Annotated in this window: 19 protein-coding genes; 14 read left to right on the forward strand and 5 right to left on the reverse strand. The window is 73.0% G+C overall.

Going from position 1 to position 18,066, the window contains the following annotated elements; all coding sequences use genetic code 11:
- Nucleotides 1-136 precede the first annotated feature (136 nt).
- From RCG67_RS16630 to RCG67_RS16660, 7 genes are all read left to right on the forward strand, one after another.
- Nucleotides 137-1,720 (forward strand): thiamine pyrophosphate-binding protein, encoded by a 1,584-nt coding sequence (locus RCG67_RS16630; RefSeq protein WP_368827887.1) that lies wholly within the window; start codon nt 137-139, stop codon nt 1,718-1,720.
- 203 nt (nt 1,721-1,923) lie between these two features.
- Entirely contained in the window at nt 1,924-2,460 is a 537-nt protein-coding gene (locus RCG67_RS16635; protein ID WP_368827888.1) for a hypothetical protein, read from the forward strand.
- A gap of 178 nt (nt 2,461-2,638) precedes the next feature.
- On the forward strand, nt 2,639-3,175 hold the full coding sequence (locus RCG67_RS16640; protein WP_368827888.1) for a hypothetical protein: 537 nt from the start codon (nt 2,639-2,641) through the stop codon (nt 3,173-3,175).
- A 248-nt stretch (nt 3,176-3,423) separates the two neighbouring features.
- Nucleotides 3,424-4,854, forward strand: coding sequence for a sensor histidine kinase (locus tag RCG67_RS16645; protein WP_368827890.1), 1,431 nt, complete (start codon nt 3,424-3,426; stop codon nt 4,852-4,854).
- A complete protein-coding gene (locus RCG67_RS16650) occupies nt 4,854-5,558 on the forward strand; it encodes a response regulator transcription factor (RefSeq protein WP_368827892.1) in 705 nt (234 codons plus the stop codon). The genes RCG67_RS16645 and RCG67_RS16650 overlap by 1 nt, the downstream gene beginning before the upstream one ends.
- On the forward strand, nt 5,555-6,490 hold the full coding sequence (locus RCG67_RS16655) for a hypothetical protein (RefSeq protein ID WP_368827894.1): 936 nt from the start codon (nt 5,555-5,557) through the stop codon (nt 6,488-6,490). Before RCG67_RS16650 ends, RCG67_RS16655 begins: the two co-directional genes overlap by 4 nt.
- Before the next feature lie 69 nt (nt 6,491-6,559).
- On the forward strand, nt 6,560-7,879 hold the full coding sequence (locus RCG67_RS16660) for an MFS transporter (RefSeq protein ID WP_368827896.1): 1,320 nt from the start codon (nt 6,560-6,562) through the stop codon (nt 7,877-7,879).
- Nucleotides 7,880-7,924: 45 nt separating this feature from the next.
- Here the strand turns inward: RCG67_RS16660 and RCG67_RS16665 are convergent, their stop codons facing one another.
- Nucleotides 7,925-8,956, reverse strand: coding sequence for an NAD-dependent epimerase/dehydratase family protein (locus tag RCG67_RS16665; protein ID WP_368827897.1), 1,032 nt, complete (start codon nt 8,954-8,956; stop codon nt 7,925-7,927).
- A gap of 27 nt (nt 8,957-8,983) precedes the next feature.
- On the reverse strand, nt 8,984-9,247 hold the full coding sequence (locus RCG67_RS16670) for a DUF3072 domain-containing protein (RefSeq protein ID WP_368827898.1): 264 nt from the start codon (nt 9,245-9,247) through the stop codon (nt 8,984-8,986).
- Between the two features lie 231 nt (nt 9,248-9,478).
- On the opposite strand from RCG67_RS16670, the gene RCG67_RS16675 reads away from it, so the two are divergent.
- Both RCG67_RS16675 and RCG67_RS16680 read left to right on the forward strand, forming a co-directional pair.
- The gene (locus tag RCG67_RS16675) at nt 9,479-10,015 is read left to right on the forward strand and encodes a hypothetical protein (protein ID WP_368827899.1); all 537 of its coding nucleotides are present in this window, start codon (nt 9,479-9,481) and stop codon (nt 10,013-10,015) included.
- A 4-nt stretch (nt 10,016-10,019) separates the two neighbouring features.
- On the forward strand, nt 10,020-10,841 hold the full coding sequence (locus RCG67_RS16680; protein ID WP_368827900.1) for a RibD family protein: 822 nt from the start codon (nt 10,020-10,022) through the stop codon (nt 10,839-10,841).
- Between the two features lie 28 nt (nt 10,842-10,869).
- Here the strand turns inward: RCG67_RS16680 and bcp are convergent, their stop codons facing one another.
- From bcp to RCG67_RS16695, 3 genes are all read right to left on the reverse strand, one after another.
- Nucleotides 10,870-11,337: a thioredoxin-dependent thiol peroxidase gene (gene bcp, locus RCG67_RS16685; RefSeq protein ID WP_368827901.1), complete on the reverse strand. Its 468-nt coding sequence runs from the start codon at nt 11,335-11,337 to the stop codon at nt 10,870-10,872.
- A 72-nt stretch (nt 11,338-11,409) separates the two neighbouring features.
- The gene (locus tag RCG67_RS16690) at nt 11,410-11,595 is read right to left on the reverse strand and encodes a hypothetical protein (RefSeq protein WP_368827902.1); all 186 of its coding nucleotides are present in this window, start codon (nt 11,593-11,595) and stop codon (nt 11,410-11,412) included.
- Between the two features lie 111 nt (nt 11,596-11,706).
- The gene (locus RCG67_RS16695; RefSeq protein ID WP_368827903.1) at nt 11,707-12,498 is read right to left on the reverse strand and encodes an SDR family oxidoreductase; all 792 of its coding nucleotides are present in this window, start codon (nt 12,496-12,498) and stop codon (nt 11,707-11,709) included.
- A gap of 168 nt (nt 12,499-12,666) precedes the next feature.
- Here RCG67_RS16695 and uraD point away from each other — a divergent pair, with 168 nt between their 5' ends.
- From uraD to RCG67_RS16720, 5 genes are all read left to right on the forward strand, one after another.
- Entirely contained in the window at nt 12,667-13,164 is a 498-nt protein-coding gene (gene uraD, locus RCG67_RS16700; RefSeq protein ID WP_368827905.1) for a 2-oxo-4-hydroxy-4-carboxy-5-ureidoimidazoline decarboxylase, read from the forward strand.
- Nucleotides 13,161-13,487 (forward strand): hydroxyisourate hydrolase, encoded by a 327-nt coding sequence (uraH, locus tag RCG67_RS16705; protein ID WP_368827907.1) that lies wholly within the window; start codon nt 13,161-13,163, stop codon nt 13,485-13,487. Before uraD ends, uraH begins: the two co-directional genes overlap by 4 nt.
- A gap of 79 nt (nt 13,488-13,566) precedes the next feature.
- Nucleotides 13,567-14,478 carry a factor-independent urate hydroxylase gene (gene pucL, locus RCG67_RS16710; protein WP_368827909.1) on the forward strand — a complete coding sequence of 304 codons (912 nt, stop codon included), beginning with the start codon at nt 13,567-13,569 and terminating at the stop codon, nt 14,476-14,478.
- Between the two features lie 234 nt (nt 14,479-14,712).
- The gene (locus RCG67_RS16715; RefSeq protein WP_368827910.1) at nt 14,713-16,275 is read left to right on the forward strand and encodes a nucleobase:cation symporter-2 family protein; all 1,563 of its coding nucleotides are present in this window, start codon (nt 14,713-14,715) and stop codon (nt 16,273-16,275) included.
- 127 nt (nt 16,276-16,402) lie between these two features.
- Nucleotides 16,403-18,066, forward strand: a 1,664-nt coding sequence (locus RCG67_RS16720; protein ID WP_497801009.1) for a thiamine pyrophosphate-binding protein, incomplete at its 3' end; no start/stop codon positions are given.

Genomic DNA, 18,066 nt, shown 5'->3' on the forward strand with positions numbered 1-18,066 from the left:
AGCGCTCCGGCTACGGCCGCGAGCTCGGCCCGCTCGGCATGGACGAGTTCGTCAACAAGCGCCTGCTCTACGTCCAGGACTGACCCCTGCCCCTGCTCCTTCCGTCCCACTCCCACCACCCCTTGGAGGACCGCTCATGACCGCCCGCAGGACCACCGCCCGTGCCGTGCTGGAGACCCTCCGGGGCTACGGCGTCGACACCGTCTTCGGCATCCCCGGAACCCACTCCCTCGAGTTCTACCGGCCGCTGCGGGAGCTGGGCATCCGCGCGGTCACCCCGCGCCACGAGCAGGGCGCCGCGTACGGCGCGGACGGGTGGAGCCAGGTCTCGGGGCTGCCGGGGGTCGTCATCACCACGTCCGGGCCGGGCCTGCTGAACTCGCTGTCCGGCGCGGCCACGGCCTACGCCGAGTCCCGGCCCATGATCCTGCTCTCCCCGGGCCGGCCGCTGGGCCACGACTTCCGGGACATCGGCTCGCTGCACGAGACCAAGAACCCGTCCGCGGCCGTGGACGCGATCGTGGGCCGCAGCCGCCGGGTGACGAGCGGGTCCGAGGCCGTGACCATGGTCCACGACGCCTTCCGGGACTTCGCCCACTCCCGCCCCCGCCCGGTGCACATCGAGATCCCCCTGGACGTCCTGGAGGCGGAGCTCGACTGCACCGACCGGCAGGTGGCGCCGCGCCCGCTCGGCGCGCCGCAGCCGGCCCCGGTCGACGACGTGCACCGCGCCGCCGAGGTGCTCCGCGGCGCCGAGCGCCCCGTGATCCTGGCCGGCGGCGGCTCGCTGGCCGCCGGCGGGCGGCTGCTCGAGCTCGCCGAGCTGCTCGAGGCGCCCGTGATCACCACGACCAACGGCAAGGGGGCGATCCCCGAGCGGCACCGCCTCGCACTGGGCGCCGACCTGCGCCTGTCCACCGCGCACGAGTTCCTGCGCTCCGCCGACGCCCTGCTGGTCATCGGCTCGAAGGTCGGCGAGGCCGAGCTGTGGGGCGGGGACATCACGCCCCGGGGGCCGATCGTGCGCGTGGACATCATGCGCGACCAGATGCTGTGCAACCTCGACCCGGACATCGAGCTGCCCGGCCACTCCGCGGCCGTGGTCCCGCAGCTGCTCGAGGCGATCGGCCCGATCGCGCCGCGTCCCCCGCGCGACCTCACCGAGGTCTTCGCCCGGCTCGACGACGAGGGCCGCCGCACCGCGCCGGAGCTCGCGGCGCTCAACGAGACGATCATGGCCGTGGTGCCGGAGGACACGATCATCGGCGGCGACTCCTCCCAGGTCACCTATCTGGGCTCCACCACGTTCTTCCGCGCCCACCTCCCGCACTCCCTGCTCTACATGGGGACCTACGCGACCCTCGGCTACGGTCTGCCGGCCTCGATCGGGGCGAAGCTCGCCGCCCCGCACCGTCCCGTGCTGTGCCTCGTGGGCGACGGCGCCCTGATGTTCTCGATCCAGGAGCTGATGACCGCCGTGGAGCTCGGCGTGGACCTGCCGATCGTGTGCGTGGACAACGGCGGCTACGGCGAGATCCGGCAGAACATGGCCGACCGGGACATCGACCCGCTCGCCGTGGACCTGCGGCAGCCGGACTGGCCGGCCCTCGCCGAGGCCTTCGGCGCGGTCGGCTTCGAGGCCACCCGGGAGGACCTCGCCGAGAAGGTCGTCGAGGCGCTGGCGGTGAAGGGGCCGAGCCTCGTCCACCTCCGGATCTGACCGCGTCCCCGTCGCCCGTCACAGCCGGGTCACGGAAGCCGCAGAGTTCCCGTCGAAGCTGCGCAGAGTCCCCGCAGAAGCCCGCGGACCCACTGGTCAGGCTGCTTTCGATGTCCTTACCGTGGAGGTGCACGCAGCCGGATCCGGTGCCTCACCGCCGATGCGCCGGATCGGTGACCATGGCCAACACCAGGAGGCACATCATGAGCACGCGTGAACACCACACCACCCGCAAGGCCGCCGTGGGCCTGCTCGCCGTCGCCGGGCTCGCGCTCGCCGGCTGCGGGGCCGACGAGCCCGACACGGGCACCGAGGTCGAGGACATCACCGAGGGCGACGTCGCCGAGACCAGTCCTCCCGCGACGGAGGTTCCCCCGGCCGCCCCCGCGACCCCGTACGGCGGCGCCTACAACCGTCAGTTCTACGACGACCGGGCCGTCTACGAGGGTCAGGACGTCACGCTCTCCGCGGAGGTGGAGGAAGTCGTCTCTCCCTCGGCCCTGACGATCGGCGACCCCGACGACCTCACCCTCGATCCCCTGCTCGTGGTCCACGACCTCGACGTGCCCGACCTCGAGGAGGGTCAGACGCTCGAGGTGGTGGGCATGGTCCAGGAGGGCTTCGAGGTCACCGCCGCCGAGGAGCTGGTGGGGGTCGATCTCGAGGACGCCCTGTTCGAGGACCACGCGGGCGACCCCTGGCTCCACGCCACCGACGCCACCGTCACCGCGGAGGAGTAGCGCCGGAAGACCTCGTCACAGACGGATCACGGGAGTCCTTGAAAGACCGCAGAATCCCGGATCACTCCTTGTCGGGCGGAAATCCGCATGCCTACGCTCGATATGCACGCAGCCGGATCCGGTGCCTCACCGCCGATGCGCCGGATCGGTGACCATGGCCAACACCAGGAGGCACATCATGAGCACGCGTGAACACCACACCACCCGCAAGGCCGCCGTGGGCCTGCTCGCCGTCGCCGGGCTCGCGCTCGCCGGCTGCGGGGCCGACGAGCCCGACACGGGCACCGAGGTCGAGGACATCACCGAGGGCGACGTCGCCGAGACCAGTCCTCCCGCGACGGAGGTTCCCCCGGCCGCCCCCGCGACCCCGTACGGCGGCGCCTACAACCGTCAGTTCTACGACGACCGGGCCGTCTACGAGGGTCAGGACGTCACGCTCTCCGCGGAGGTGGAGGAAGTCGTCTCTCCCTCGGCCCTGACGATCGGCGACCCCGACGACCTCACCCTCGATCCCCTGCTCGTGGTCCACGACCTCGACGTGCCCGACCTCGAGGAGGGTCAGACGCTCGAGGTGGTGGGCATGGTCCAGGAGGGCTTCGAGGTCACCGCCGCCGAGGAGCTGGTGGGGGTCGATCTCGAGGACGCCCTGTTCGAGGACCACGCGGGCGACCCCTGGCTCCACGCCACCGACGCCACCGTCACCGCGGAGGAGTAGGACCGGCGTTCCGTCCGACCGGAGGGGCCGTGCCCCGCTCGAGCGTGCTGAGCGCTCCTGCGGGGCACGGCCCGGCCGTGCTGACCTTCGGCTGCCGGCAGTTCGGCCGCGCCGGTGGGACCGGGCCGAGGAATGCCCCGCGCGCGCCGGGGTGCCGCCGCCACCGGCGGCGGGGTGCGGAAAACCGCAGGAGGAACAGGTGGAGAACGTCGCAGTGCCGGGAGCCCCCGCGACCGTAGCGTGAGGGCATGAGCACACCGCACGAGACCCGACCCCTTCCACCCGTGCCGTGGGGCGACCCCGGCACCGGTTCCGGGCGCCCCGCCGACGCCCCCGGCACCGGCCCCGGGGCCCCGGCCGGCGCCCACGGCCCAGCCGCCGGCTCCCGCGCCGCGGGCCCCGGCCCCCGGTTCCGGGAGTGGGGACCGTGGTCCCCCAGGACCCTCTTCTTCGGCACCACCGACCTCGTGGTGGACGCCGCGCTCGGCACGCTGTGGCTGACCGCCCTCGTCTCCCTGGTCTCCGCCGGGTTCGCCTCGCTCGCCGCCCTGGTCGGAGTGGTCCTGCTCGTGGCCGCGATCTACGCGGTCCGCGGGGTCGAGTGGGTGGAGCGCCGCCGCACGCAGGCGGCATTCGGGCTGCACCTGCCCGCCCCGCGCCGGCGCCGCTCGTCCCGCACCGACGGCTGGCGGATCGTCCACCAGTGGTGGCTGGACGTCTCCGACGCCGCGTTCTGGACGGGCCTGCTGCACCTGCTCCTCACCACGGCCCTGGGCTGGGTGGCCGTGGCCGCCCTGGCCGGCACCGGCGCCGCCGTGGCCCTGGCCTTCGCCCCGCTGTACGCGGCGCCGAACAACCCGCTGTGGCCCTCCGACGTGGTCGGGACGTGGCCGGACTGGGCCGTGGTCCTGACCGGGATCGCCCTGGCGCTCCTCGGGCTGCTCGTCGTGCTCCTCGCCGTGGCCGCCCACCGGGGCCTGTCCCGGCTGCTGCTGCGGGTGGACGAGGCGGCGGAGCTGCGCCGCCGGGCCGCCGAGGCCGCGGCCGCCCGCGAGACCGCGGTCCGCGGCGCCCGCACCGAGCGCTCCCGGATCGAGCGCGACCTGCACGACGGCGTGCAGCCCCAGCTCGTGTCCGTGGCCATGAACCTGTCGATGGCCCAGCGGCGGATCGACCACGACCCCGCCGGCGCCAAGGACCTCATCGGGGAGGCGCACGCCACCACGAAGGCCGCGATCGCCGAGCTGCGCCGCCTGGCCCGGGGCTTCCACCCGGCGGTCCTGGAGGACCGGGGCCTCGACGCCGCCCTCTCCGCCGTGGCCGCCCAGTCCCCCGTCCCGGTCGCCGTGGACGTCCGGGTGCCGCGGCTGGCGCCGGAGACCGAGGCCGCCGTGTACTTCGCGGTCTCCGAGGGCATCGCCAACCTGGTCAAGCACGCCCAGGCCGGCGCCGCGTCCGTGCGGGTGGGCCTCGAGGACGACCCCGCGGGAGGCACCCGCGTGGTCGCCCGAATCGCCGACGACGGCCGCGGCGGCGCCGTGGTGGTCCCCGGCGGCGGCCTGTCCGGGATCGCCGACCGGATCCGCTCCGCGGGCGGGCACTTCTTCCTCGACTCGCCCGCGGGCGGGCCGACCGAGCTGACCGTCGAGCTGCCGATCGCCCGGGGGGCGGGATCCTGATGCGCATCGTCATCGCCGAGGACGCCGTCCTCCTGCGCGCGGGCCTCGTCCGCCTGCTCACCGAGGCCGGGCACGACGTGGTCGCCGACGTCGACACCGCCGAGGACCTGCTGAAGGCCGTCGAGCAGCACGAGCCGGACTTCGCCCTCGTGGACGTGCGGCTCCCGCCGACGTTCACGGACGAGGGCATCCGCGCCGCCGTCCTGGTCCGCTCCCAGCACCCGCGGATCGCGGTGCTCGTGCTCTCGCAGTACGTCGAGGAGCGCTACGCCTCGGAGCTCATCGCGTCCCGCCGGGACGGGCTGGGGTACCTGCTCAAGGACCGGGTGGCGGACGTCGACCAGTTCCTCGAGTCCGTGGAGACCGTGGGCGCGGGAGGCACCGTCCTGGACCCGGAGGTCGTCTCCCAGCTGCTCGTGCGCTCCCGGCACCGGCAGGACCTGGACCTGCTCTCCCCGCGGGAGCACGAGGTGCTCGGGCTCATGGCCCAGGGGCTCTCGAACGCCTCGATCGCCGCGAACCTGTTCCTCACCGAGTCCTCGGTGGAGAAGCACATCCGCTCCGTGTTCACCAAGCTGGGCCTCGCCCACGAGGACGGCGGCAACCGCCGCGTCCGCGCGGTCCTGCGCTACCTCGGCTACCCGGACCCCGGGCCCGGCCACTCCGCACCAGCCCACCCGTCGAACCAGGAGTTCCGGCCATGAGCACCCACCCCGAGCACCCCTCCTCCCCCGACGCCGCCTCCCGCGGTGCCGTCCCCGGCGACGTCGCCGCCCAGGACGTCGTCAGCGAGAACGAGCGCACCGCGTGGCTCGTGCCCACCGCCGTGCTCGGCGGTCTCGGCGCCCTCCTCCTGCTGGGCGCCGGCGGCGCCACCGCGGCCGCGTCCCTGTCCGTCCAGGAGCACCGGGTGGACACCACGGTGACCGAGTCCGTGGACACGGTCGTGGTCGACGGGCGGTCGGCCGTCATCGAGGTCGTGACGGCCGACGTCCCGGAGCTGCGGGTGGAGTCCGTGTACGCCGGCTTCCACCTCGAGAGCGCTCCCGAGCCCCGGTTGGAGGACGGCCGGCTGAGCATCGACTCCCTCCCCTCGGGCTCCTGGCCGGGCGCCGGCAGCGGGATGCACGTGCGGGTCACCGTCCCGGCCGAGGACGAGCCCGTGGACCTGCGGCTCTCCGGGGACGCCGGCGCGCTCGACGTCGAGGGCGACTTCGGCGACGTCCGGCTCGACACCGAGGCCGGCGTGATCGAGATGAGCGGCAGCGCCCGCACCCTGTGGGCGGCCTCGGAGGTCGGCGCCGTCGACCTCGACGGGGTCCGGGTGCGCGAGGACCTGGACGTGCACACCGAGGTCGGGGCCACCGAGGTCCGGCTCCTCGGCGACGCCCCGCGGCGCGTGTCCGTCACGACCCGCGCGGGGGCCGTCGAGGCCTCGCTCCCGGAGTCCGACTGGTGGACCCCCGTGGTGTCCGGGGCGGACGAGCGCGAGCCCCAGGACCTGACGGCGGCCACGGTCTGCGCCGCCGCACCCGGTGACCGGCCCTGCCTGTACGTCTCCTCGGCCGTGGGTGCGGCGGAGATCACCTACGGGGACCGGTCCTCCACCCCCGGCAGCGAGGCGCGCGAGCGATAGACTGGCCCCTGTTGTCCGGGTCGGGCGCACCGGGAGGGGGGACGGTGCGCACATCCTCCGAGGAGCCCTGTGAACCCCCTGACCACCTCCGCCCCCGCCGAGCGCGCCGCCCGGATCCCCGCCGCGGAGCGGCCCGCGGCCGCGCAGCACCCCACCGGCCGCCGGACGACGCCCTCGTCCGGCGGCCGGTACGCCCGGCTCGTGCACCTCGCGGGACGCGACTTCCTGCCGGTCGCCTTCGTGGCCCGCCTGCCCCTGGCCATGCTCACCGTCGGGGCGCTCACGCTCGCCACCGCCGTCAGCGGCTCCTACGTCGTCGGGGGCCTGGCCTCCGGCGCCGTGGGCATCGGCTCGGCACTGGGCGGGCCCCTGATGGGCCACCTCGCCGACCGGCTGGGCCAGCGGATCGTCCTGCTGGTCTCCGCCCTCGCCCACGCGGTGGCCATCGGGCTGCTGCTGGTCACCGCGCACGCCCCCGCGGGGCCGGCCGCACCGCCCGTGCCGCTGCTCGTCGGCGCGTCCCTGCTCGTGGGCGCCACGTGCCCCCAGGTGGGTCCGCTGGCCCGGGTGCGGTGGCGCGGGCTGGTCGGCGGGAACCGGCGGGAGCTGGACACCGCGCTGTCCTACGAGTCCACCGCCGACGAGCTGACCTTCGTGCTCGGCCCGGCCCTGGTGGGCCTGCTGGCCTCCCTGGTCGCCCCCTGGTCCCCCTTCGTCCTCGCGGCGGTCCTGACGCTCACGATGGTCACGTCCTTCGCCGTGCACCCCACGCGCCTGGCCGTCCCGGCCCTCTCGCGCGAGGACCGCCGGCTGGCGGCGGCCCGTCCCGTTCCCGGCCGTGAGCGGCTCCTCGTGCTGCTCCCCGTGCTGGGCATGGTGGCCATGGGCGCGTTCTTCGGCGCCGTGCAGAACGGCCTCAACGCCTTCGGCGGCGAGCTCGGCGTGCAGAGCGCCACCGGGCTGCTCTACGCCGTGCTGGGCATCAGCTCGGCGGCCGCCGCGCTGTCCGTGGCGTGGTGGCCGGAGCGCTTCCGGCCCGCCGCCCGCTGGGTGGTCAGCTCCGCCGCCATGGCCGCCCTGAGCCTGCTGTTCCTCCTGCCGAGCGGCATCGGGGCGATGCTCGTGGTGCTGCTGCTCGCGGGGCTGCCCCTGGGGCCCGCCATGGTCACGATCTACACCATCGGCGGGGACGTCGCCCGCCCGGAGCGGCTGGGCACGGTCATGACGATGCTCGCGAGCGGCGTGGTCCTCGGGTCCGCCGTGGGCGCGGCGCTGGCCGGTCTCCTGGCCGAGACCGCCGGCCACCGGGGCGCGTTCGCCGCCGCGGTCGGCGCGGCCTGCGCCATGGTCCTGGTCAGCGCGGTGCTGGCCCTGCTCCGGCGCCGCTGACCCGGAGGACTCCCGGGCACGCGTCCGCCCGGGACGCCGGAACGGCTACACCAGGGGTGAGCTGGGCCGGTGCTCCCGATTGCCGAGGCCCTCGCGGCCGTCGAGGTGGTCCACGATCTGACGGAGCGCCTCGAGCGAGCTGACGGTCTCCGACCAGCCCGTGACCTCGCGGATCCGCGTGGTGTCCATGATGGGCACGGCCCCGGCGAGGTCGATCCAGCCCGGGTCGGTGGGCTGCAGCCGCAGCCGGTAGGTGATCGCCACGAGGGCCCTGACCAGGGCCGGCGGCACCGGCAGGATCCGCTTGGCGCCGAGCACCTGCGCCACGCCGTCGGCGCCGAGCACCGGCTCGGCCGCGATGTTGAACGCCCCGCCGGCCCGGTGCTGGATGACCCGCCAGAACGCGTCCGCGACGTCGTCGGTGTGCAGCGTCTGGAAGCGGAACTGCTCGGGGAACGGCAGCACGGGCAGGCGCAGCCGGGCGATCAGCCGCTTGGGCACGAGGGCGCCGAGGAAGTAGTCCCCGATCTCGGGGGCGGCGCCGGCCTGGAACAGGAAGCCGGGCCGCAGCCTGGTCACCACGACGTCGGGGTGGGCCTCCTCGAACCGGTTGAGCACCGCCTCCGTCTCCGCCTTCTGCACGTTGTAGTGCGAGGTCTCGACCCCGCCGACGGGCCAGGACTCGTCCACGGTCCGGTCCTTGGGCCCGGGGCTGTAGGCCCCGAGCGAGGAGGGGTAGACGACCTGGGGCACGCCGGCGAGCACCACGGCGTCGAGCACGTGGACGAGGCCGTCCACGTTCGTCGCGTGCATCAGGGCGAAGTCCCGGTTCGGGCGGATGAGCCACACGAGGTGGATCACGGCGTCCGCGCCGGCCAGGATCTTCGCCAGGGCCGCGGTGGACTCCTTCGCGGCGACGTCGACGGTGTGCCACTCCACGCCGTCGTAGGGCTCACCGTCCCGCTCGGGCCCCTCGCGGGAGACCCCGACGATCTGCGTGACCTCCGGCGCGGCGTGCAGCCGCCGGAGCACTGCGGTGCCCACGTTGCCCGTGGCTCCCAGGACGACGATCTTCACGGTGCTCCTCCTCCGCCGGTGCAGGACCTACTGGTCCTGGACCCGGCCGCTCCCGCCCTGCAGACGGTCGATGTGCTTGGACGCCTCGGCCTTGGTCAGGTCCGCCGGCAGCTCCTCCCCGGCCTCGCGGGCCAGGGTGTCGAGGTAGCTGCGCTGCGCGCTGGTCATCGGCTCCTCGCCGGTGGCCCACTCGTCCGGGTCGCGGTCGATCCCGCTGCCCGGCTCGGGGCTGGAGGCGCCGAGGGTCTCCTGCTCGTCGGGACCGGGGGCTCCGTTCGCGTTCTCAGTCATGCGCCCATGATAGTCATGCCCCTTATGGTTCGCGCCCTGCGGCCCCTCCTGCCGCACGTCTGCCGCCACATGCCCCCTGCCGCTCGTCGCCTGCCGCGCGGAGGACGAAGTCAGTAGGCTGGGAGGCCGAGGAGATCCCCGGGACGACCACCGGCCGGCCCCGGGCAGGCGCCCCGGCGGCGTCCGCCCACGCGCGGCTCCACGAGCCGTCCCACGAACGAGGAGAAGCAGATGAACGAGCAGCCGCACACCGGCCCGGACGGCGCCGCGGGTGCCGAGGTCCGGTCCGACAAGCTCGAGGCCTACATGCTCGGGCACTACATGGGCGCCCTGTCCGGGGTGCGGCTCTTCGACGAGGCGGCCACCACGTGGGCCGGCACGCCGTACGAGGAGCGGTTCGCCGCGTTCGTCGGCGAGATCAAGGACGACATCGACCGCCTCGAGGCGATGCTCGACCGCCTGGGCTCCGGCCGGCGCCGGGTGGCCAAGGGGCTCGGGACCGTCACCGGCATCGCCTCCCGGCTCAATCCGCTGAGCCGGATCCGGGAGCGGGCCGGCATCGCCGCGCACGGCGAGCTCGAGATGCTGCAGTCCCTGGTGGTCGCCAAGCGCAGCATGTGGGTCACGCTCCTCGAGCTCGCCCCCGCCGAGCCGCGCCTGGACGCGGAGGAGCTGACGAAGCTCGAGGCCGACGCCGCCGACCAGTACGACCGGCTGCGGACCATCGCCGAGGAGACGGCACGGGACCGGTTCCTCGCCCGGGGCTGACCCCGTGACCGGCAGCACCGCGCCCCGGGGCCCCGGGGGCGCCCCGCCGCCCGCGGGCGACGACGCCGCGGGCCCGGCCGTGCCCGCGGCCGCCCCCGACGCGGACTGGGAGGCCCTGCTGGCCGGCTGGGTCCCTCCCGCCCCGGCGGGGGAGCTCGTCGAGCGCTACGGACCCCTGGTGGCGCACCGGGGCCCGCTCGTGCTCGCCCAGCTGGGACAGAGCCTGGACGGGTTCATCGCCTCCCGCACCGGGCACGCCGAGTTCGTGACCGGCCCCGAGGACCGGGAGCACCTGCACCGGCTGCGCGCGCTGGTGGACGCCGTGGTCGTGGGCGTCGGCACGGTCGTCGCCGACGACTGCCGGCTGACCGTCCGCGCCGTGCCCGGCGCCCACCCCGCCCGGGTGGTCCTGGACCCCTCGGCGCGGGCCCCGCTGACCTCGGCCGTGCTCACGGACGGCGCCGCGCCCACCCTGTGGGTGGTCGGCGAGCACGCGGACGTGCCCGCCGCGCCGGGCCCGCACGTCGCGGTCCTGCGCGTGCCCGTGGGCCGGGACGGGCTGGCCCCGTCGGCCGTGCTCGAGGCGCTGGGCCGGCGAGGCCTGCAGCGCGTGCTCGTCGAGGGCGGCGGACGCACCGTCTCCCGGTTCCTGGCCGCCGGGACGCTGCACCGGCTCTACCTCACCACCGCGCCCATGCTCATCGGGGACGGTGTGCCGGGCATCCGGTTCCCCGGCGCGGACCATCTCACCGGGGCCCTGCGCGCCCCGGTGCGCCGCTTCGTGCTCGGCGACGACCTCTGCACCGAGCTGACCTTCCGGCCCTGAGCCCTCCGGGTCGGCGGGCCGGTGCGGCTCAGCCGCCCAGCCGGTCCCGCAGGCTCCGGACGTGGCCCTCGGCCTGGACGTCGTACTCCGCGGAGCTCACGGTGCCGTCCTGCTCGATGACGAAGGTCGAGCGCAGCGGGCCGGTCCGGGTCTTCCCGTTGATCGTCTTCTCCCCCCAGGCGCCCCAGGCCCGGGCGGCCTGCCCGTCGGGGTCGGAGAGCAGCCGGTAGGGGAGGTGGTACTCCTCGGCGAAGCGGGACAGGGTCTCGGGGTCGTCCCCGGAGACGCCGAGCACGGTGTAGCCCAGGTGCTGGAGCGAGGCGAGGTTGTCCCGGAAGTCGCAGGCCTCGGAGGTGCAGCCGGGAGTGAACGCCTTGGGATAGAAGTAGACGATCACCTTGCGGTCGCGCAGCTCGGAGAGCCGCACCTGCTGTCCCTCGTGGTCGGTGAGCGCGAGCTCGGGGGCCTGCCGGCCGGTCTGGATCTGCTGGGTCATGGGTGCTCCTCAAGAGGTGGTTCGGGGAGGCGGGCCGGCGCGCTGGTCCGCTCCGGCCCGTGGAGGACGTGGCTACGGGTGGCGCCGAGCGGCCACCCGGCCCACCATCGCGCCCACGCAGGCCGAGGACACCGCGAGCGCCCACAGCGGGGCGGTCCGCCGGTGCCGGTGCCGCGGGCGGCTGAGGTCCGGATCGCAGTCGATGGCGGTGTAGTCGAAGAAGATCGCGGGGGCGGGCGACGGCGCGGTGTGGGTCACGGGTTCCTCCTGGATTCATACTATGGAATTACATTTCCACAATATGAAATTTACTGGCTTCCGGGTCAGTCGTCAAGAGGGTCCGCGACCTCTGGGCGCGGCACCGGCCCGTCAGCCGCGCCCGGCGAACGGCATCCCGGAGGCGGTGAGCACGAGCGAGTTCACCGTGGCGGACGCGGGGAGCTCGGCCATCAGCAGCACCGCCTTCCCCACCTCCTCGACGGGGAAGCTCGGCTCCGGGCGGAGCGTGCCGTCGGCCTGGAGCGCTCCGTCGTCCGTGCCCAGCCCCGCCAGCAGCTCCGTGGCCGCGTTGCCGATGTCGATCTGCCCGCAGGTGATGCCGTACGGGCGCCCGTCCAGGTCGAGGGACCGGGTGAGACCGGTGACGGCGTGCTTGCTCGCGGTGTAGGCGGCGGACAGCGGCCGGGGCGCGTGGGCGGAGATCGAGCCGTTGTTGATGATCCGCCCGCCCCGGGGATCCTGCTGCTTCATGATCCGGAAGGCCTGCGCCGAGCACAGGAACGCCCCGGTGAGGTTGACCCCCAGTGTGCGCGCCCACTCCTCCGGATCGATCTCGTCCACCTCGCCGCGGGGCCCGAAGGTGCCGGCGTTGTTGAACAGCACGTCGATCCGCCCGGTCAGCCGCTCGATCTCCTGGAAGGCCGCCGACACGCTCTGCGCGTCGGCCACGTCCACCGGCACGATCCGGGCGCCCCGCTCCCCTCCGGCCGTCTCGACCAGCGCGGCACGCCGCCGGCCGGCGAGCACGACCACCCACCCGGCCGCCAGGAAGTGGCGCGCCACGACCCGGCCGATCCCCGAACCGGCACCGGTCACCACGGCCACCTTCTCGTTCGCCGACCCCCGCCCCGGCTCCCCCGTCACATCACTCGCTGCCTGCATCTCTGCCTCCTCGGTCCTGGTGGGCACGGACGCCTCGGACGAGGGCCCGTCGTCGGCGACGGAATATTTCTCCGACCCATTGACTTCTGGCCTGTGAGCCAGTTCACTATATGTAGTGAAAGTTTTATTCCACAATACGGAATACGGAAAGGTCGCGAGGCGCACTCCATGAAGCTCACCGAGTTCAACTCCCTCAGCAGGACCCAGGCGGCCGAGGCCGTCCGGCCGGCGCTCGACATCCCGCGCTGGCTGGAGGCCGTGGTCGACGCCCGGCCCTACGCCCACCATGATGCCCTGCTCAACACGGCCCGGACGGCAGCGAAGCCGTTCAGCGCCGAGGAGATCGAGGGAGCCCTGTCCCACCACCCCCGCATCGGGGAGCGGGCCGAGGGCGACAGCGAGGAGGCCGGGCTGTCGCGCGCGGAGCAGGCCGCCGTCGACCCCTCGGACACCGGCGTCCAGCAGCGCCTGCGCGAGGGCAACCTCGCCTACGAGGAGCGGTTCGGCCAGGTGTTCCTCATCCGCGCCGCGGGGCGCACCCCCGAGGAGATCCTCGAGAACCTCTCCGCCCGCATGACCAACGACCCCGCGACGGAGCAGGGCGTGGTCGCCGACCAGCTGCGCCAGATCGCGCTCCTCCGACTCGAAGGACTCGTCACCCCATGAGCTACGTCACCGCCCACGTCCTCGACTCCGTCACCGGCACCCCGGCCCAGGGGATCGCCGTGGCCCTCGAGGCCGCCGACGGCACCTCCATCGCGTCCGCCGAGACCGACGCCGACGGCCGCGTGCCCGAACTGGGCCCAGAGACCCTGGAATCCGGCGACTACCGGATCACCTTCGACACGGGACAGTACTTCGCCGGCAGGAACCAGCCGACGTTCTACCCGTTCGTGACGGTGAACTTCACGGTGCAGGCCGAGGAGCGGCACTACCACGTGCCGCTCCTGCTGAGCCCGTTCGCCTTTTCCACCTACCGGGGCAGTTGACCCAGGAGTTGACGGGTCCGCCCGTCTTCGACCGCCCCGAGCAGCAGAGAGCACTTCCCACACGCCAAGGAGAATCGTCATGACCGACGTCACCACCCGGACCGCCACGGACACCGTCGTCCTGGGCAAGAACCAGTACGGCAAGGCGGAGAACCACGTCGTGCGCGTCGACCGTGCCACCGCCCGGCACGAGATCCGCGACCTCGTGGTCACCTCGCAGCTGCGCGGCGACCTCGAGGCCGTGCACACGGAGGGCGACAACGCCCACTGCGTGCCGACCGACACGCAGAAGAACACCGTCTTCGCCTTCGCGCAGCAGTACGGGATCGAGTCGCCCGAGCAGTTCCTGCTCAAGCTCGCCGACCACTTCACCGGCGAGTTCGAGTGGATCACCGGAGGCCGCTGGGCCGCCCAGGAGTACGCCTGGAACCGGATCGACGACCACGACCACTGCTTCGTGCAGAACAAGGACGAGGTGCGCACCGCGGTGGTCGTGGCCGACGGCGGATCCCGCACCGTCATCTCCGGGGTCAAGGACCTCACGGTCCTGAAGTCGACCGAGTCCGGCTTCACGGGCTACCCCAAGGACAAGTACACGACGCTGCCCGAGACCGAGGACCGCATCATGTCCACGGACGTGGCCACCCGCTGGCGGTACAACACGACCGACGTGGACTTCGACGCCGTCTACGAGGACGTCAAGAAGATCATCCTCTCCAAGTTCACCGACCACTACTCCCGGGCGCTGCAGGAGACCCTCTACCTCATGGGCAAGGCCGTCATCGAGGCCCACCCGGAGATCGACGAGATCAAGTTCTCCTGCCCGAACAAGCACCACTTCGTCTACGACCTCGGGTTCTGCGACCTGCCGAACAACAACGAGACGCACTACGCGGCGGACCGTCCGTTCGGCCTGATCGAGGCCACCGTCCAGCGCAGGGGCGCGCCCGAGAACGAGCACGCCTGGATGGGCATCGCCGGCTTCTGCTGAGCTGCGCACCAGCCGGCGGCGCCACCGGGGTCCGTCGTCGCCGTCCGCGCACGACGACGACGGGCCCCTCCGTCACACCCTCCTGCGGCCGGCGCGACCACCGCCCGCCCGTCCGGCGCTCCTGCCGCGACTACCGCGCACCGCGCGCTCCTCTTCACCTCCTCGCTCCGCCCCGGCCCGGCCCCTTCGCCGGCCCCGGGCCTCTCCCGTCACCAGGATCCCTAGGAGAACACCATGGCCAGGTCACGCACCGCCGAGCCGCCCAGCACCCGCACCCGCACGCGCCCGGAGGACGAATACCTCGGGGTGGGCAGCAGCCTCGGCTACGGGCTGCAGCACGTGCTCACCATGTACGGCGGCATCATCGCGCCCCCGCTCATCATCGGCGGCGTCGCGGGGGTGACTCCGCAGGAGCAGGGCCTGCTCATCGCGGCCTGCCTCTTCGTCGGCGGTCTCGCCACGATCCTGCAGTCCTTCGGCATCAAGTTCTTCGGCTCCCAGCTGCCCCTCGTGCAGGGCACCTCCTTCGCGTCCGTGGCCACCATGACCGCGATCGCCCAGGGCGAGGGCGGCATCCAGTCCGTCTTCGGCGCCGTGATCGCCTCCGCGGTCCTCGGCTTCCTCATCACGCCCTTCTTCGCCAGCATCGTGCGCTTCTTCCCGCCGGTGGTCACCGGCGTGGTGATCACCGCGATCGGGCTGACGCTGTTCCCCGTGGCGGCCCGCTGGGCCATGGGCGGCAACGCCCAGTCCCCCGAGTACGGCTCGGTGGGCAACCTCGGGCTGGCCGGCCTGACGCTGCTGATCATCCTGCTGCTGTCCAAGGTGGGCAGCGCCACCATCTCCCGGCTGTCCATCCTCCTGGGCCTGGTGCTGGGCACGGTCGCCGCCGTGCTCCTCGGCAAGGCCGACTTCAGCCAGGTGCTCGAGGGCAACATCTTCGCGTTCCCCGAGCCGCTGGCCTTCGGCCCCCCGGTCTTCGAGGTGGCCGCCATCCTCTCCATGTTCATCGTGGTGCTGGTGATCCTCACCGAGACCACCGCCGACATCATCGCGGTCGGCGAGATCGTCGACACGAAGGTCGACAAGAAGCGGATCGGCGACGGCCTGCGCGCCGACATGGCCGCCTCCGCGATCGCCCCGATCTTCAACGGCTTCACCCAGAGCGCCTTCGCCCAGAACGTGGGGCTCGTGGCGATCACCGGCGTCAAGAGCCGCTTCGTCGTCACGGCCGGCGGCGTGATCCTGGTGGTCCTCGGCCTGCTGCCTGTCCTCGGCCGGGTCGTCGCCGCGGTCCCGCCGCCCGTGCTGGGCGGTGCGGGCATCGTGCTCTTCGGCAGCGTGGCCGCCTCCGGCATCCGCACCCTGGCGAAGGTGGACTACAAGAACGGCGCCAACCTGATCATCGTGGCCACGTCCATCGGCTTCGGCATGCTGCCGATCGCGGTCCCCGAGATCTACGCGAACTTCCCGGGCTGGTTCGAGACCATCTTCCACTCGGGCATCAGCTCCGCGGCCGTGATGGCCGTCCTGCTGAACCTGCTCTTCAACGAGTTCCGCGCCGGCAACCCGCCGCGGGGCACGGGCTCCGTCTTCGCCAACGCCCCGGTGCGCGCCGTGCGCTACGAGAGCCTGGAGCACCTGCAGGACCACCTGCAGGAGGGCGACACCGTCAAGGACGGCAAGCTCGTGGACTGCGACGGCAACGCGGTCCCCGTGATCACCGCGGCCGGCGAGATCATCGACACCCGGGTCTGCCGGTCCCCGGACGACGCCGGAGGGTCCTCCGCGCACTGACGCACCAGCATCGATCCACCGTGAACCTCCTGCGGCGCCGGGGACCCCGGCGCCGCAGGTCGTGCACCGGACAGATCTCTTCTCCACCCCTCACTACTGAGAAAGAGTTGACGTGAACCCTGAGCACATGGTCGAGACCCACCACCGGCCGGCACCCGATCTTCCCCACGGCGCACCGCGGCAGACCGCGGCGTGGGCGGGTTCGTTCGAGGACCTCATCGAGAAGCAGGTGCGGGAGCGGACGCAGTACCTCCTGCAGTCCTCGGCGCCACGACCCGCGGCCGGGAGCCCGGCGGCCCCGACGGTCACCACGGACTACGTGAACACGATCCCCGTGGACCAGGAACCGGAGTTCCCGGGCGACGAGGACGTCGAGCGCACCTACCGCCGCTGGCTGCGCTGGAACGCCGCGGTGATGGTGCACCGGGCCCAGCGCCCCGAGATCGGCGTGGGCGGGCACATCTCCACCTACGCGGGCGCGGCGACCCTCTACGAGGTCGGCTTCAACCACTTCTTCCGCGGCCCGGACCACCCCGGCGGCGGCGACCAGGTCTTCTTCCAGGGCCACGCCTCCCCCGGGATGTACGCCCGGGCGTTCCTGGAGGGCCGGCTCACCGAGGAGCAGCTGGACGGCTTCCGGCAGGAGAAGTCCAAGGGCGCCGACGGCATCCCGTCCTATCCGCACCCCCGCTCGATGCCGGACTTCTGGCAGTTCCCCACGGTCTCGATGGGCATCGGGCCGATGAACGCGATCTACCAGGCGCAGTTCAACCGCTACCTGCACCACCGCGGCATCAAGGACACCTCCGACCAGCAGGTGTGGGCGTTCCTCGGCGACGGCGAGATGGACGAGCCGGAGTCGCGCGGCCTGCTGCAGCTGGCCGCCAACGAGAAGCTGGACAACCTCAACTTCGTGATCAACTGCAACCTGCAGCGCCTGGACGGGCCGGTGCGCGGCAACGGCAAGATCGTCCAGGAGCTGGAGGCCTTCTTCCGCGGCGCCGGCTGGAACGTCGTGAAGGTCCTCTGGGGCCGCGAGTGGGACCCGCTCCTGGCCGCCGACACGAAGGGCGAGCTCGTGCGGATCATGAACGAGACCCTCGACGGGGACTACCAGACCTTCAAGGCGGAGTCCGGCGGGTTCGTCCGCGACCACTTCTTCGGCCGGTCCACCACGACCAAGGAGCTCGTCGCGGACATGTCCGACGACGAGATCTGGGCCCTCAAGCGCGGGGGCCACGACTACCGGAAGGTCTACGCGGCCTACCGGGCCGCCACCGAGTTCCGCGGCAAGCCCACCGTGGTGCTCGCGATGACGGTGAAGGGCTACGGCCTGGGCGCCTCCTTCGAGGCGCGCAACGCGACCCACCAGATGAAGAAGCTGACCCTGGAGGACCTCAAGGCCTTCCGGGACCACCTGCGCATCCCCGTCTCGGACGAGGAGCTGGAGAGCGACCTCTACGGCGCCCCGTACTACCACCCCGGCAAGGACTCCCCGGAGATCCAGTACCTGCTGGCCCGGCGCCGGGAGCTGGGCGGCGGCCTGCCCTCGCGCCGGGCCGGGCACGCCCCCGTGGTGCTGCCCGGCGACGACGCCTACCGGTCCGGCAGGAAGGGCTCCGGCAAACAGATGGCGGCCACCACCATGGCCTTCGTCCGCGTGCTGCGGGACCTCATGCGCAGCAAGGACTTCGGCCACCGGATCGTGCCCATCGTCCCGGACGAGGCCCGCACCTTCGGCATGGACTCGTTCTTCCCCACGGCCAAGATCTACAACCCCAACGGGCAGAA

Source organism: Kocuria cellulosilytica, assembly GCF_040981245.1.
GTDB classification, from domain to species: domain Bacteria; phylum Actinomycetota; class Actinomycetes; order Actinomycetales; family Micrococcaceae; genus Kocuria; species Kocuria cellulosilytica.